Here is a 13744-nt window from a genome sequence, read left to right as displayed (position 1 = left end):
GGGCTCCATGGCGATTCCACTCCGGCAGGGAGGCAACCCGGCGCGCTCCTGCCCCTGTCGCGCGCTGTCTCGGTGCGCGGCGGGCGGGTCAGACCCGCATGACCTGCACGTCGTACTGCGGAATCCGGCGGCTGCGGGTGACCAGCACCATCTCTTCGGCCTGCGCCTGAGCGATCAGTATCCGGTCGAAGGGATCGGTGTGCACCAAGGGCAGCCGCCCCGCCCGTACCCCGTGCTCAGCGGTGAGGGGCAGGCTCCCGAACGCGAGGGCGCACACCTGCTCGACCAGGTCCACGGGGCCCACCAGACTGCCGAGCAACTGCTTGACGGTGATCTCCCACAGCGACGCGGCACTCACATACACACCGGGCTCGTAGTCCAGCAACTCCTTCACGCCGCCGGACAGTTCGGGCGAGTCGCCCAGCCACCACAGCACCACCCGCGTGTCGAGCAACAGGCGCATCAGCGCATCCCGAGCGCGGCGATCACCGAGGCCGCCGGCTCGTCGAAATCCGCGGACATACGAATACGCCCCCGCAGCGAGCCACGCCCCGCCCGCCGCACCTTCGGCCCCGGCGGCAGCGTCCGCACCACCGGCTTGCCTCCCTCGCTGATCAGCACCAGTTCGCCGCCGACGATCCGATAGAGGACGCCCGCGAAGTACGGCCGGGTACGGCGCGAGTGGCGTCGGCGGAACCTCTTCCACAGCGCCTTCACGACGGGGTCACCGCCGCGATCTCCACGCCTACGGAAGCGGGGTCGGCACCGACCGCCAGCAGCTCCGCCCATACGGTCTTCCCGATCCCGGCCGGGCGCTCGTCCACGCCCCACCGATGCGCCAGGCTCTCGACGAGCAGCAGCCCCCGCCCGCCCTTGTCCAGCTCACCGGCCTGCCGCACCTCCGGCCGCCCGGCTCCCGCGTCGCTGACCTCCAGCCGCAGAAGCTCGCCACTCCCCCGGCATGCGATGCGTACGCCGACCATCCGGTCACCGGGCGCGGGGACGCGCAGGGCGTTGGTCACCAGCTCGGACAGCACCAACTCGCCGTCCGACACAGGGGCTCGGGCGGCTCGCCACTCGCCGAGTGCCGCACGGAGCAGGGCTCTCGCCCGAGGCACGCTCTCGCGGCAACGCACCAGCCTGAACTTCACTTCGCACAGTTCACTCACCACTGCTCCCATGGATTTGGCATTCGTCCGGACTCCCTTTGCGGTGCGGAGAGTTCGCACCGCCGGAGGCCTTCGCCATCACCAGCAGGATGGGTGAGCACAAATCGAAAATGCAACGTTGCTGATGGGCGCAGCGCCCTTTTTCACTCTTTCGAGAAATCCTGCCGCAGTGGAGCAGCCTCTTTGATAGAGGTGTTCACATGTATGCGAAGACCACCACGACGAATCCCTCTACCGTCCTCGGCCGTCAACTCGGCGACGAGTTGCGGAGGTTGCGCGAGGCAGCAGGGCTCACCACTACGCAGGCCGCCGACGCCCTCGACTGCACCAAGGGCAAGATCAGCCGTATCGAGAACGGCCGTGTCGCACTGCGGCTGCCCGACCTGACGGCGATGCTGCACGCGTACGAGGTTTCCGACCAGGAGATTCGCATTCGCCTGAGTGCACTGGCTCGCAAGGCCAACCGCAGGCGCCGGGAGGGTTGGTGGAACCAGTACGGTTCGGTTCTCGCCGACACCTACCGGGACTACATCGCACTGGAGGCAATGGCGGGTTCGATCCGCACCTTTCAGGCTCAACTCATCCCCGGGCTGCTACAGACGCCCGAGTACATTCGCGCCGTCACCGTGGCCTCTCGGCAGTGGGAAACGGCCGACGAGATCGACAAGTTCGTCCATGTGCGGCTCGCGCGTCAGGAACGCCTCGCTGACGAAACGCCGTTGCATCTGTGGGCTGTGCTTTCCGAGGCAGTCCTCCTCCAGCAAGTTGGCGGCGCAGCAGTCATGAACGCGCAGTTGCAGCACGTGTTGGCCAGCTCCGAGCAGCCCAACGTGACCGTTCAGGTGCTGCCGTTCTCCCGTGGAGCCCATGCGAGTATGTTCGGCCCATACGTAGTACTGGGATTTCCCGAGGAAGGGGCCCTTGACGTGGTACTGGCGGACAACCCGTCCGGCTCCATGTGGCTGGAGCGGGCGGCGGACGTCTCGCGGTATCAGGAGCTGTTCGATGCCGCTCGCACGTCTGCGCTCTCACCGACCGAGTCCCGCGCCGTCATTCATCGTCGGACCAAGGAGCACAGGGCATGAAAAGCGCACACCGCCGTACGTCAGACCTCTCGGGCACGAGGTGGCGCACCAGCACGTACAGCGGCGGCAACAACGAGTGCGTCGAGGTGGGCCACAACCTCCCCCACCTCGTCCCGGTCCGCGACAGCAAGCGCCCCACCGGTCCCGTACTCACCTTCAGCCACGACGCCTGGCGCAGCTTCATCCACAGTCAGTCTTCCTGAGCCGACTGCCGCCGGATGCGGCCCCAGCCCTGGTCCCCCCGTCACCGTGGAGACGACGGCCGGGCCGCAGGGCGCCACGCGACCGGCCAGACAACATCTCGCGCAACGGCCCCTGGCACGCCGAGACTGGTCCGAGCGCGTTCGACGAAGCGGCTCCGCGCATCCCGGAGCTCCAGGCACTCCCCACTCCAACTCGCCGAGTTCCAGGAGCATTTCCCGCTTCGACTCCAGCGGCGTGGGCCCGAACACCTAGGCCACGGACGGAAGTGATCACCTGGTAGCGAGTCACCAGATATGCAGTCCCGACCATTGGCCGGTGGAGGAAGGGTGCGCTGAGGTAATGCCGCCCCATCAGCCTCCGGTCGGCCGTCGGCCTACCAGTGGCGCCAGATCCCTGCCGGAGCGCCGTCCCGGGCGTTGCTGTGGTCATCCCCTGCGCTGAAAAACAGGGCCCACGTCACGACGGTGTCACCAGCACGCTGTGTGCCTGGTTCCATCTCGAAGCCGTCGCAGCAGACGTCTCCGCCGTAGCTGAATCTGATGCCTATGCCGTACTTGGCGGCGTGTGCCTCCATCTCCTGGCCAAGTTCGGACGGCACACGGCCGATCAAACGGATCCCTTCGCAGGTGACCTGTGGGCCTGTGCGCCCATCGACGAGTACGTACCCCAGGACCCCGCCCCGGTCGAAGTAGCATTTGACTGCCGCCTGCAACGGCTCCGGCCCACAGAACACGGCGACGCACCAGCCCGCTTCAGACACCTCCGATACGTCGGCGAAGCCGTGCCCGGCCATGGCCTCGGCGCAATCCTTCCAGCTCATCCCAAAGCGCAGCGGCCCAAGCGCCTGCCCCGGTACGTATTCCCACTGATTGCGCTCCACATCCGGAAGCACCGCCCACAAGTCTTGGTCCATCACACAATGATCACTCCCAAGGGACTCCTGTCCCGCCGCCTGGTCGTGTCGAGACCGCACCTGGTGTCGACGCGGCGATCAAGTGACGGCAGCAGCTGAGGAAGCGCGTGGTCAAACTCATCACGGACCTCGATCACAGAGCGCGGAAACCACCCAGTGCCTTCCACGGCAACCGGGCAGCGCACACATGCCAGGGCGCGACCCCTGATGCGGAGTCCGCCGACAAGGAAAAATGAGCGCCGTGAATGACACAGTCGCGGTTGCCCTGATCACGTCCCTGTCCACGCTGAGCGCTGCGGGGCTGGCAGGTGTCGCCTCGGCATGGGTGGCCGGCAGACAGTTACGACACCAGAGTGCCCTGGCCCGTGAGGAACGGGCCGAGCGGCGAGCGGTCGACCATCGGGAGATGCGCCGTGACGTGTACGAGAAATTCTTGTCCCAGGCTGATGCGGCCTACCGTGTCCTGGACAACGGATGGTTCGCACTGCCGTTCACGGAGCTGCGCCGCTGGGAAGCGGGATTCGCTGCGCGCAGGGCGCTGGACGAGGCGTACATCCGGGTTCAGCTGGTGGGGCCGGACGATGTCGCGGAGCGGGGAGCTGAAGTCCTCCGCAGCATAGGTGACGAGTTCCGGCTGCACGCGCGCATCGTGAACGGCAGCCCGGACGCGGCCGACAACGCCGCCGAACTCGAACCTTCAGCTCGCTCAGGGGCGCTCCGTGCCCGGGTCGCCAGCAGCACGGAGTTCGTTACCGCGGCCCGGCGGGCGCTGGGAAGCGAGTTGTCGGCCACAAGGACTGAGCCGTCTACCGCCCCGGCTCACACCTCCTCGACCGAGGCCCCGGGGGTGTGGCCGTGAGCAGTTCGATGTCCTTCAGCCCCGCGCTCCGCAGCAGCGCAGCGGCAGATCGCGTGAGAGACCGAGTGACCCGGCTCCACCCGCGACCCGCACACCTCAGCCGTCATCACCAGTGCGGCGGCGCTTCAGCCGCGAGCCGAGGAGAAAGAGGCCTCCACCTGCGGCAAGGACGCCCGCGGCCAGCAGCATCACGTTCTTGGTGTCCTGGCCGGTGTTCGCGGTGGTGCCCCCTACCGTGCCGTTGTCGGACGTCGGTAGAGCTGATGTCCCGGTGGAGGACGAGCCGGTGGAGGACGAGCCGGTTGCGGCACCCGCGCCCGAAGTGCCGGGGGTGGGCGAACCGGGCGCCTTCCCGGTTCCCGTTCCCGACCCGGTTCCCGTACCCGACCCGGACCCCGTCCCCGACCCGGACCCCGTCCCCATACCCGTAATCAGGAACGACGCCACGACGGACTGCTGGTGGGCATCGAGTTTGCACGTCGCTTCGACCGGGCCCAGGGGTTCGCCGTTCGCCTTCCGCCCGACGAGTTTCATGGTGAGGTCACCGACGGAGATCTTCACCTTGCCCGGCTTGTGGAACGTGCGGGAGGGGCTGGTGCCCTTCGCCGTGATGGCAAAGGCCCGGTTGGATTCGGGAAGGGAGACCTTGTTGATGCCGAAGTGCACGGGGACCTTGAAGTCGCCGTCCGGCGAGTGCAGTTCCGTCTTCGCGTCCACCGTGCCCTCAATGGACTTCAGGTCCCCGATGGCGAAGTGGATCAGGCGTGTCTCCTCCTTGGTCACCGTCGTCGTCGCGTCGAGGGTGAATACCGGGCTGGGCTTGCCGACCGCGACCGAATCCGGGATATCCGAGTGGATCTTCATCGGAACGGGCTGGTGGAGCCGACCAACCGAACATGTGTAGTCCAGTGTGAGTGAGACCGGGTGCGCGAAAGCGGTTCCGGCTCCGGATACTCCCACGATCCCGGCAACGAATCCCGCCGCCGTCGCTACCCCGAGCACCATCCTCGCTTTTGACCTTGCCGTGTGACGCCTGTGATTCATGAACTGTCCCCCAATCAATTGATCAGCGATGATTCTCATCGGTCAGCGCCTGCCGCATCTCCGTATTCAAGGCGACGCGCTTTCGGTTACCAACGGTTCCCGCTCGGCCATGATCGGTGAATCCGACCGGCGGGAGGTACGACGCTCCTGGAAAGTGCGAGCCAGGTGGACTTCGAGTTGGGCGTGGCGGAATTGATAGACCGCACCGGCCTTGCGCAACACCCCTCGCTCGTGGGCGTCGTCCAGAAAGGCGACCACCGCCCAGGGCAGCCGCCCGGTCAGTGGCAACCACATGCGCGACAGAGCCACCCACTGCCCCCAAGCCGTGAAACTCAGCCCGTATCCGAGGCCGCCCCCGAACGCACCCTCGATTCCGAAGGTGAGCCCGGCCAGGAGCCCCACCACGGGTCCGGGCGCGAACTCGCCCACGGGCCCGGGCGAGCACCCGATAGCGATCCCGGCCGGAATCCCGAGCACCAGCAACCACACGAGCATGTAGACGAACGCGTTCTTGCGGTTCGTCCTCAACAGGTCCGAAGCGCTGATCGCGGATGACGTGTCTATAGGGGTTTCCAGCCAGGCCATGATCGCAAGCGCGAATCCGGCGCCGAATCCGAGTTCCGCCGGGAAAAGCAACGCACCCCGGAGCCCGCCGCTGAATCCGTCGTCGAACCCCAACGGCCCGATGACGAACCTGTCCAAGAGTTCCAGCACAACCGCAGACGGCACCCCGAACCCGAACCCCAGCACGAACCTGCGGACGATCTCGGAAGTATCCTGCCGGACCCCGCCGAAGAGCTGGATCCGCAGCGTCGACGGCTTGGACGCCGGACCCCTGGGCAGGAACCCGTAAACGAATCCGAAGACCAACCCGGCCACCAGTCCGTGCAGGAGCCAGACCAGGAGCCCCCGCTCGATCGCGAATCCGGGCCGGTGCTTCGTCCCGATCAGGTCCACGGGCAGGTTCCCGATTCCGGTCGATGCTCCCAGAGCCGTTCCGGCCAGGAACCCGACCACGAGCATGCGCGTCGAACGGCGTACAGCGGTGCCCAGTTGCCACCACGCGAGGTCATGGGTCTTGAGTTCAGCCAGGTGCGTGGCGAGGTAGCCGAGCCAGTACTGGGCACGTTCGGGGGTCCAGTGACGACGGCGGTGACGGGTACGCGTACGGCGGGAACCGTCCGCGTCGCTGTCGTCCGTCGGCTCGAGTTGGTAAGCGGCGGGGACGAACGCGGCCAGGAGATGATCCTGCAGGTCTTCGGGCGTTCGGAATTCCAGCAGTTTCCCGGGATCCTGTCCGGGAACGTCGCTGTAGATGGTGCGGGCCAGGGAGACCATCAACGGGGTACGGAGAACCTCGGCCAGGTTCGCCGTGCACGGGGAGGACGGCCGTTCGCGTAATCGCGCCAGGACGGCGTCCCATACGGTGCTGTCCGCGCCGCCTCCCCTGACCGGCCGACTGGCTCGGGTCAGGTAGTCGGCGTAGTCCTCGACGGTGAGACCCTCCAGTTCGACGACTGCGGCGGCGGTCAGCACATCAGACCGTTCGGGGCCGCTGACAGCCCTGTTGTATTCGTCGGGGCGGCTGGTGAGCAGCAGCGGCATGGTGGTGGCCTTGTTGAGCGCTTCGAGCGCCTTGCCGTGCAGGCCGTTGGGGATTTCGTCGAAACCGTCGAGAACGGGAAGGATCCTGTCCGTGTCGACCAGGACGCGGGCCAGGCTGCCTCCGTGCTCAGCCCGAGCCGCGAGGAAGGGGTGGTCGCGGATCAGCTGGGCGCACATCCAACCGCGCAGTGAAGTGACGGCCGGATCCCAGGAACCCAGGCTGAAGATCACCGGCACCCGGTCGCCGGGGGCGCGGGCGTCGAGCCAGTCGACGAGGAAGCGCAGGGTGAGGATCGACTTGCCCGCCCCGGCCTCACCCAGCACCACCAGTCGACAGGACGGAACGGAGAGGTACGCCTCGACGATCTGGTCGAGTTCGCCGTCCAGTGGGAGGGGCTGTGCAACCGCCCCGCGCGGGAGCTTGCGGATGCTGGCCCAGTGATCGAAGACATCCCGGTCTGTGCACCGGAAACGCAGGGGGAGCGGGAACGGGTCGTGCACCCGCCGTTGCTCCTCCTCCCTGCGCCATTGCCTGGACACCTCTCGGGCGAGGGCCTCGGCCGGGTCGTCATCAGCCGGCGGTGCCTGTACGGGTGGCGGTGGGAGCCGCGTGAGGTGGGCGGCACGGGTCGGCAGGCCGATCAGCTCGCTCAGTTCATCGATCTGAGCTCGGCTGAGGCGTCTGTACCAGCGTTGCACCCGGCTTGCCGTGAGCCTGCCCGGACCGTCGGTGGCGTGATGCAGGCTGACCACTCCGATCAGGTACCCGCTGCTCCACACCGCGGCTCCCGACATCCCTTCCCAGGGGGAGCGGCCCTCCGGATCGGACCCCGGAGCGCTTACGGAGATCTCCAGGGTGCCCTTGCGCAGGTCCGCCCACGGGGTGGTACTGCCCAGTGCATGGTGGGAATCCCGGTACTGCGTGATTCTGTTGAGCTCCGACGATCCGATTTCGAGACGGAGTTTGAATTTGGGAAATCCCAGCGATTCGCAATCCACGGGCTGGGTGATTCGGCCGAATCGCACCGGCGGGACCTCGGCGGCGTACAGCTCTCCGCTGCCCACGTCCCTTGCCATCCTGAGCACCGCGATATCGACTTCGGAGTCCTCCCACACCGGATCCGCTTCGGCGGACAACTCCGTCACGTCACCGTCCTCGGTGAGGAATCGCAGCGTGACCGAGACCGCGTCCCGCACGACATGGGCGGCCGTGAGCACCGTATCCCCGCTCACGCGGTAGCCCGATCCGCGCCACCCCTCGCCTCCGCGCCCGACGATGATGACCTGTACCACTCGCCGTACATCGAACCCGTCCGGCTCGTACGCCCCGGTTGCGCCGCCGTCCGCGGCGCTCATTGCTCGTTCTCGCCGGCGCGGCCGGAGACGAGCACCGGGTGGCGCGACCCGGCGAGGATGGGCTGCAAAGCCATTTTGATCAGCTGCGTCGAGGTGCGGCTCGCCGTCGTGTTCGCACCGGATTCCACCACCCAGAACCGCACCTTCGCCTCCGCGTGACCGGCTCGCTCCACAGCGACCGACAATTCCAGCTCGATCGTCCCCAATTCGAAGCGCAGCGCCTCGCCTTCCCCCGAGACGATCGCCTGTTCCAACTCCTCCCGCAGATCTCTGATCACACGCGCCAACTCGATCATCCATGCCCCCTACGCCGGTGCGCCGGTCGGTCACTGAAGAAAACTCTAGCCGCGCGGAGAGCCTGAACACATCCCTTCAGAAGGGTGGTTGACGGAAAAGGGATTACCGACCGGCGCGTTTTCCTGCTGTTGTTTCTGCTGTTGCCAGTGAGGCCTACTCGATGATCCGAATGCAGGGGCACATGCATTCGGCAGATGACTGGACTCCACGAGCGTTGCTGGACACCCCCGTCGACGCAGCCATGGATCGACTCAGCGCCGGGACGTGAGAGAGCCGGACCCGTATCGTCGGGTCCGGCTCTCTCACGCCAACTACCGCCGCTCGGACACCCGGTTGCCGGCCATCAGTTTTCCGGCCATCAGTTGGCGGCGATGAACTGCTTGGCAAGCGCCTCGCCGCTGGTCACCGCCGCGCTGTGGCTCTCGATCGGGCTGGCCTTGGAGTTCTTGAACAAGATGTACGTGACGCCCGAGTCGGCGCCGCCCGTCTCCGGGTCGGGGTCGATGCCGAGACCCTTGGCGGCGCTGTACGAGGCCTCGCCGATGATCTTGTTGGGGCCGGTGTCGCCCACGACCGCGTACTCGACCTGGTTGTTGTAGACGACGGCCACGACGCCGCCCCCCTTGATGCCGTTCGCCGAGTAGTCCCAGATGCTGCTGGAGCTGGGCACGACGACGTACGGAAGCGCCGCCGCGTTCAGCGCCTTGCCGTCGGACTGGTGGAACGCCGTGTCGTCCTGGAACCACGGGTCGGTGTCGGCGCTGCACTGCGAGGTGATCTGGCCGTCGCAGTCGACATCCATGTCGGCCTTCCAGAAGACCGCGCCGTTCTTGCCGCAGACCGGCACGGTCGCGGAAGTCTCCTCATCGGTGCGGTACTTGCCGTTGGATATCTGCGAACAGCTGGTCACCTTGGCCAGCAGGTCCGCGGCACTCACCGAACCCTCCTGGAGCTTCGCGGAGGAGGCAGCGGCCGTGTGGGGACTCGCGGCTGCGGGGAGGGCGGCGGCGAGCGGGGCCGCTGCGGTGACGAGGAGCGCGGCGAGAAGACGACGACGCATGGGGGGGCTCCCTCTGTCAGGAAAGTTTCCTTACTGGGACATGACAAAGGTGCCGACCGCTCAGCGCCCCGTCAACCCCTCGTGCACCAGCAGGGCGCGAGCTCACTCGGGACAGCCCCTAGGCTGCAGGTCATGAACCCGGCCAGGACAAACGGTGTGACCGCCGAGCCGACCATCCTTGATGCCGTCGAGCTGGCTTCCGACCCGGAGCTGGCAGCCCGGTTCGCGGAGTCGGCCCACCGGATCCTGGCTGACCTGGTGCGCGGAGGGGCCGCGCTGGGCTGGGTGGACCCTCCGTCGCCCGCTGAGGTGGCAGAACTTCTCGCCGGTGTCGCCTCCACGGCACAGGTCGGGGACGCGGCTCTGCGCGCTGCTTACCTCGACCGCCGGCTTGTCGGGTTGGGGTACTGGCTCCGCTACGCCCGACCGACCCATCGGCCGCACGCAGATGTGGAGAAGATCGCGGTGGATGCCGCCGCTCATGGTCATGGCATCGGCCGGGCGCTGACCGCCGCCTTGATCTCCGACGCCCGGGAGGCGGGCATCGAGGTCCTCACCCTGGACGCCCGGGGTGACAACGTCCCGGCCCAACGCCTTTACCAGTCACTCGGCTTCACCGAATACGGCCGCCTTCCCGACTTCGTCGCCGTCGGCGAATCCCGCTTCGACAAGGTCTTCTACATGCTGGACTTCCGCCTGCAAGGCTGACGACTCCCAGGGCCCGGCGGCCACTCTTCGAGCCTGCCGTGAAGGTCTCTTCACGGCAGGCCTGCGACAGCGATCAGCCTGCTGACCGGTGACCGTCGAATCGCCGGACAGGTCCTACTGGGCCCCGGGCCGCTCCCCGCCCCGTCCCGCCGAAGTCGCTCCGTGTCCCCGACCAGGCGGGTGAGGCGCTTCGCCGTCCGGGGTGACCGGTTCGCTCAGGCCCAGGCCCGCGCCGCCGGAGACTCCGGCCAGTTCCGAGCCCAGTGACTCGGCCGGGGGCACCCGGTGCTTGCGGCCGACGTGGCCGGTCAGGAGGGAGGAGAGCGCCGCCACCAGGCAGGCCGCCACCGCGAACCAGAACGCGATGACCAGGCCCTGGTGGAACGGCCCGGAGATCAGGTGCGGGAAGAACTCCTTGCTGGTGAGGTGTTTCCCGCCGTCGGGTAGCTTCGTCAGATGGTCGCCGAGCAGCTGCTGGAGCGGGTTGTACCCCAGGAACGCGGCGAACAGCACGGCGATCGGCGGCAGTTGGGAGACCTGCGTGGCCTCGGAGTTGGGCACACCCTGGGACACCAGGCCGTCGTGCATCACGCTCGGCAGGGTGTCCGAGAGGCCCGCGATCATCAGGCTGAAGAAGATGCCGATGGAGAGCACCATGGCGGAGTTCTGGAAGGTCGCCGTCATTCCGGAGCCGACGCCCCGTGACTGCGCCGGGACCGCGTTCATGATCTCGGCCCGGTTGGGCGAGGCGAACAGGCCGGAACCCAGGCCGTTGACCAGGATGAGCAGCGCGAAGATCCAGTAGTGGAAGTCGGTCGGCAGGGTCATCAGGGCCAGGAAGCTCGCAGCGGTCAGCAGTGCGCCGCCGACGGTGAAGGGGCGGGCGCCCAGCCGGTCCGAGAGCCAGCCGGAGAGCGGCGCCGAGAGAAGGAAGCCGACAGTCAGCGGGATCATGTAGATCCCCGCCCACAGGGGGGTCTTCTCGAAGCTGTAGCCGTGCAGGGGCAGCCAGATGCCCTGGAGCCAGATGATCAGCATGAACTGGAGGCCGCCCCGGCCCAGCGCGGTCAGCAGGCTGGCGATGTTGCCGGCGGTGAAGGCCCGTACCCGGAAGAGGGAGAGCCGGAACAGCGGCTCGGCCACCTTCATCTCGATCCAGACGAACGCCCCGAGCACCACCGCGCCGCCGATCAGCGCGGTCAGCACCCAGGGGTTGGACCAGCCCATGGTGCTGGTGCCGTAGGGCTGGATGCCGTACGTGATGCCGACCAGCACCGAGATCAGGCCGAGGGCGAAGGTGATGTTGCCCCACCAGTCCATCCGCGCCCTGGCCCGCACGCCGGTGTCGTGCAGCTTGACGTAGGCCCAGATGGTACCGAAGACGCCGAAGGGCACCGATACGAGGAAGATCATCTTCCAGTTGACCGGGGCCAGCACCCCGCCGAGGATCAGCCCGAGGAACGAACCGGCAATGGCGGCAATGGAGTTGATGCCGAGCGCCGTGCCGCGCTGGTTGGCGGGGAACGCGTCGGTCAGGATCGCCGTCGAGTTGGCGAAGAGCAGTGCGCCGCCGACCCCCTGGGCGATACGCCAGCCGATCAGCCACAGCGCGCCCGCACTGCCCTGCAGCCAGGTCACCGAGAGCATGATCGAGCAGACGGTGAAGACCGCGAAGCCGAGGTTGTACATCCTGACCCGGCCGAACATGTCGCCGAGCCTGCCGAACGCCACCACGAGTACCGCGGTGACCACCATGAAGCCCATGAGCATCCACAGCAGATAGCTGGTGTTCGCGGAGTCGAGCGGGTCCAGATGGATTCCGCGGAAGATGTCCGGCAGCGCGATCAGCACGATCGACTGATTGATCATCACCATCAGTACACCGAGTGTGGTGTTGGACAGTGCGATCCATTTGTAGTGGTCCCCCGGCCCGTCGGAGGGGGGCGTCGTCTTCTCGGTTATTCGGCCGCTCCTGCCCACCATGCACGTTCCCCTCTGCATGCAGCCCGGCCCACTGACGCCGTCGGGCACGGGTCGTTAGTTGACGCAAGCAATCTAACTCTTGTAGGTGGCATCCACATTTCCCGCAGGCAGGATCACCGGCCAAGAGCGGGAGTGACCCGCACCAACGGCCCCTCCCGTCACCGGAGTCTCACGCCGCGGTGCGCCGGGGTCGTCGTGAACGCTCTACCGAAGCCGCACGTCAGGCGGCGCGGCATGTGGCGCGGCCCGAAAGCGGCCGGGGCGCGCGAACGGGGCGTACGAACACTCTGGCCCTAATACACACGTACGGATTGTGACTCACCTCACACGTGAGCGTTACTCCATACCGCGTCACGCGGAGGCCCGCTTCTTCGCGGGCGTCCGCTTCGCGGCCGATTTCTTCGCGGTCGTCTTCTTCGCGGCCGTCTTCTTGGCCGCGCCACCGCCGCCGGTCGCCCGGCCCGAGGACGCCTTCTTCGCGGCAGGCTTCTTCGCCGCGGCCTTCCTCCCGGCAGCCTTCTTCCCGCCGGCTTTCTTCCTCCCTGCCGACCCCGTCGACCCGGACGACCCCGCCGACCCGGACGACCCCGCCGACCGCAGCTCCGTCACCTGCGCGTCCGCCCCGGAGTCCCCCTCCTCGCCGCGCGAGGACTTCGCCGCCCGCACGCTCTTCTCCAGCGCCGACATCAGATCGAGCACCTTGCCGACACCAGCCTCCGCGGTGGGCTGCGCGGACGCCTCCCCGCCGGACGTCTTCGAGGCGATCAGCTCCTCCACCGCCTCCCGGTAGTCGTCGTGCAGGGACTCCATCTCCACGTCGCCGAGGGTGTCCATCAGGGTGTCCGCCAGGTCGAGTTCGGCGTCCCGCACCGTGACCGACGCCTCCGGGGCGGCCCCTTCGTGCGAACGGATCTCGTCCGGCCAGAGCAGACCGTGCATCGCGATGGCGTCACCGACGACCCGCAGCATCCCCAGCCGCTCCCGCCCGCGCAGCGCGAACTTCGCGAGGGCGACCCGGCGGCTGCGCTTGAGCGCCTCGCGCAGCAGGATGTACGGCTTCGCCGCGGGTACGCCGTTCGCGACCAGGTAGTACGCCGCGTCCATCTGTAGCGGGTCGATCGAGTCCAGCGGCACGAACGCCACGATCTCGATCGTCTTCGCGGTCGGCAGCGGCAGCGCCGCGAGGTCCTCGTCGGTGATCGGGATGATCGAGCCGTCGGCGTCCTCGTACCCCTTGCCGATGTCGGCGGAGGTCAGCTCCTCCTCGTCCAGTTCACAGACCTTGCGGTAGCGGATCCGGCCCCCGTCAGCCGTGTGGATCTGCCGGAACGAGACCGCGTGGTTCTCGGTGGCGTTCACCAGCTTGATCGGAATGCTGACCAGGCCGAAGGAGATGGCCCCGTTCCATATGGATCGCACGATGTCTCCCATTCGAGCGGTGGAGCAGCGGACCGGCGAGGG

14 protein-coding genes are annotated in these 13744 nt (G+C 67.4%); 4 read left to right on the top strand and 10 right to left on the bottom strand.

Going from position 1 to position 13744, the window contains the following annotated elements; genetic code table 11:
* Window positions 1–88: 88 nt before the first annotated feature.
* From OG709_RS25145 to OG709_RS25135, 3 genes are read right to left on the bottom strand one after another with little or no spacing between them, the layout of a single operon-like run.
* Window positions 89–463: a type II toxin-antitoxin system VapC family toxin gene (locus tag OG709_RS25145; protein WP_326694003.1), complete on the bottom strand. Its 375-nt coding sequence runs from the start codon at window positions 461–463 to the stop codon at window positions 89–91.
* The gene (locus OG709_RS25140; RefSeq protein ID WP_326694004.1) at window positions 463–717 is read right to left on the bottom strand and encodes a type II toxin-antitoxin system Phd/YefM family antitoxin; all 255 of its coding nucleotides are present in this window, start codon (window positions 715–717) and stop codon (window positions 463–465) included. The genes OG709_RS25145 and OG709_RS25140 overlap by 1 nt, the downstream gene beginning before the upstream one ends.
* Window positions 714–1169, bottom strand: a complete 456-nt coding sequence (locus OG709_RS25135; protein ID WP_329167727.1) for an ATP-binding protein — start codon at window positions 1167–1169, stop codon at window positions 714–716. Before OG709_RS25135 ends, OG709_RS25140 begins: the two co-directional genes overlap by 4 nt.
* Window positions 1170–1369: 200 nt before the next feature.
* Here OG709_RS25135 and OG709_RS25130 point away from each other — a divergent pair, with 200 nt between their 5' ends.
* Both OG709_RS25130 and OG709_RS25125 read left to right on the top strand, forming a co-directional pair.
* A complete protein-coding gene (locus tag OG709_RS25130) occupies window positions 1370–2254 on the top strand; it encodes a helix-turn-helix domain-containing protein (RefSeq protein WP_329167726.1) in 885 nt (294 codons plus the stop codon).
* Entirely contained in the window at window positions 2251–2457 is a 207-nt protein-coding gene (locus tag OG709_RS25125; protein ID WP_329167725.1) for a DUF397 domain-containing protein, read from the top strand. The genes OG709_RS25130 and OG709_RS25125 overlap by 4 nt, the downstream gene beginning before the upstream one ends.
* 374 nt (window positions 2458–2831) lie before the next feature.
* Here OG709_RS25125 and OG709_RS25120 read toward each other — a convergent pair whose 3' ends face one another.
* Window positions 2832–3371 (bottom strand): hypothetical protein, encoded by a 540-nt coding sequence (locus tag OG709_RS25120; protein WP_326694008.1) that lies wholly within the window; start codon window positions 3369–3371, stop codon window positions 2832–2834.
* A gap of 241 nt (window positions 3372–3612) precedes the next feature.
* On the opposite strand from OG709_RS25120, the gene OG709_RS25115 reads away from it, so the two are divergent.
* Window positions 3613–4230 (top strand): hypothetical protein, encoded by a 618-nt coding sequence (locus OG709_RS25115; RefSeq protein ID WP_266640741.1) that lies wholly within the window; start codon window positions 3613–3615, stop codon window positions 4228–4230.
* Between the two features lie 96 nt (window positions 4231–4326).
* Here the strand turns inward: OG709_RS25115 and OG709_RS25110 are convergent, their stop codons facing one another.
* From OG709_RS25110 to OG709_RS25095, 4 genes are all read right to left on the bottom strand, one after another.
* On the bottom strand, window positions 4327–5235 hold the full coding sequence (locus OG709_RS25110; protein WP_329167724.1) for a DUF6801 domain-containing protein: 909 nt from the start codon (window positions 5233–5235) through the stop codon (window positions 4327–4329).
* A 105-nt stretch (window positions 5236–5340) separates the two neighbouring features.
* A complete protein-coding gene (locus OG709_RS25105; protein WP_329167723.1) occupies window positions 5341–8235 on the bottom strand; it encodes an NACHT domain-containing protein in 2895 nt (964 codons plus the stop codon).
* Window positions 8232–8531 (bottom strand): trypco2 family protein, encoded by a 300-nt coding sequence (locus OG709_RS25100; protein ID WP_329167722.1) that lies wholly within the window; start codon window positions 8529–8531, stop codon window positions 8232–8234. Before OG709_RS25100 ends, OG709_RS25105 begins: the two co-directional genes overlap by 4 nt.
* A gap of 359 nt (window positions 8532–8890) precedes the next feature.
* Complete coding sequence (locus OG709_RS25095; RefSeq protein WP_329167721.1) at window positions 8891–9592, bottom strand: glycoside hydrolase family 75 protein; 702 nt, start codon at window positions 9590–9592, stop codon at window positions 8891–8893.
* A 132-nt stretch (window positions 9593–9724) separates the two neighbouring features.
* Between OG709_RS25095 and OG709_RS25090 the strand changes: the two genes are divergently transcribed.
* Window positions 9725–10300 carry a GNAT family N-acetyltransferase gene (locus OG709_RS25090; RefSeq protein WP_250297853.1) on the top strand — a complete coding sequence of 192 codons (576 nt, stop codon included), beginning with the start codon at window positions 9725–9727 and terminating at the stop codon, window positions 10298–10300.
* Between the two features lie 114 nt (window positions 10301–10414).
* Here the strand turns inward: OG709_RS25090 and OG709_RS25085 are convergent, their stop codons facing one another.
* Together OG709_RS25085 and ku are read right to left on the bottom strand one after the other, a co-directional pair.
* The gene (locus tag OG709_RS25085; protein ID WP_329167720.1) at window positions 10415–12283 is read right to left on the bottom strand and encodes an MFS transporter; all 1869 of its coding nucleotides are present in this window, start codon (window positions 12281–12283) and stop codon (window positions 10415–10417) included.
* A gap of 351 nt (window positions 12284–12634) precedes the next feature.
* On the bottom strand, window positions 12635–13702 hold the full coding sequence (gene ku / locus OG709_RS25080) for a non-homologous end joining protein Ku (protein WP_250297854.1): 1068 nt from the start codon (window positions 13700–13702) through the stop codon (window positions 12635–12637).
* Between the last annotated feature and the right edge of the window lie 42 nt (window positions 13703–13744).

The sequence above is a fragment of the Streptomyces sp. NBC_01267 genome (assembly GCF_036241575.1).
Classification (GTDB): domain Bacteria; phylum Actinomycetota; class Actinomycetes; order Streptomycetales; family Streptomycetaceae; genus Streptomyces.
Note: the sequence above shows the minus strand (reverse complement) of the source record. Positions and strands in the feature narration are given on the sequence as shown.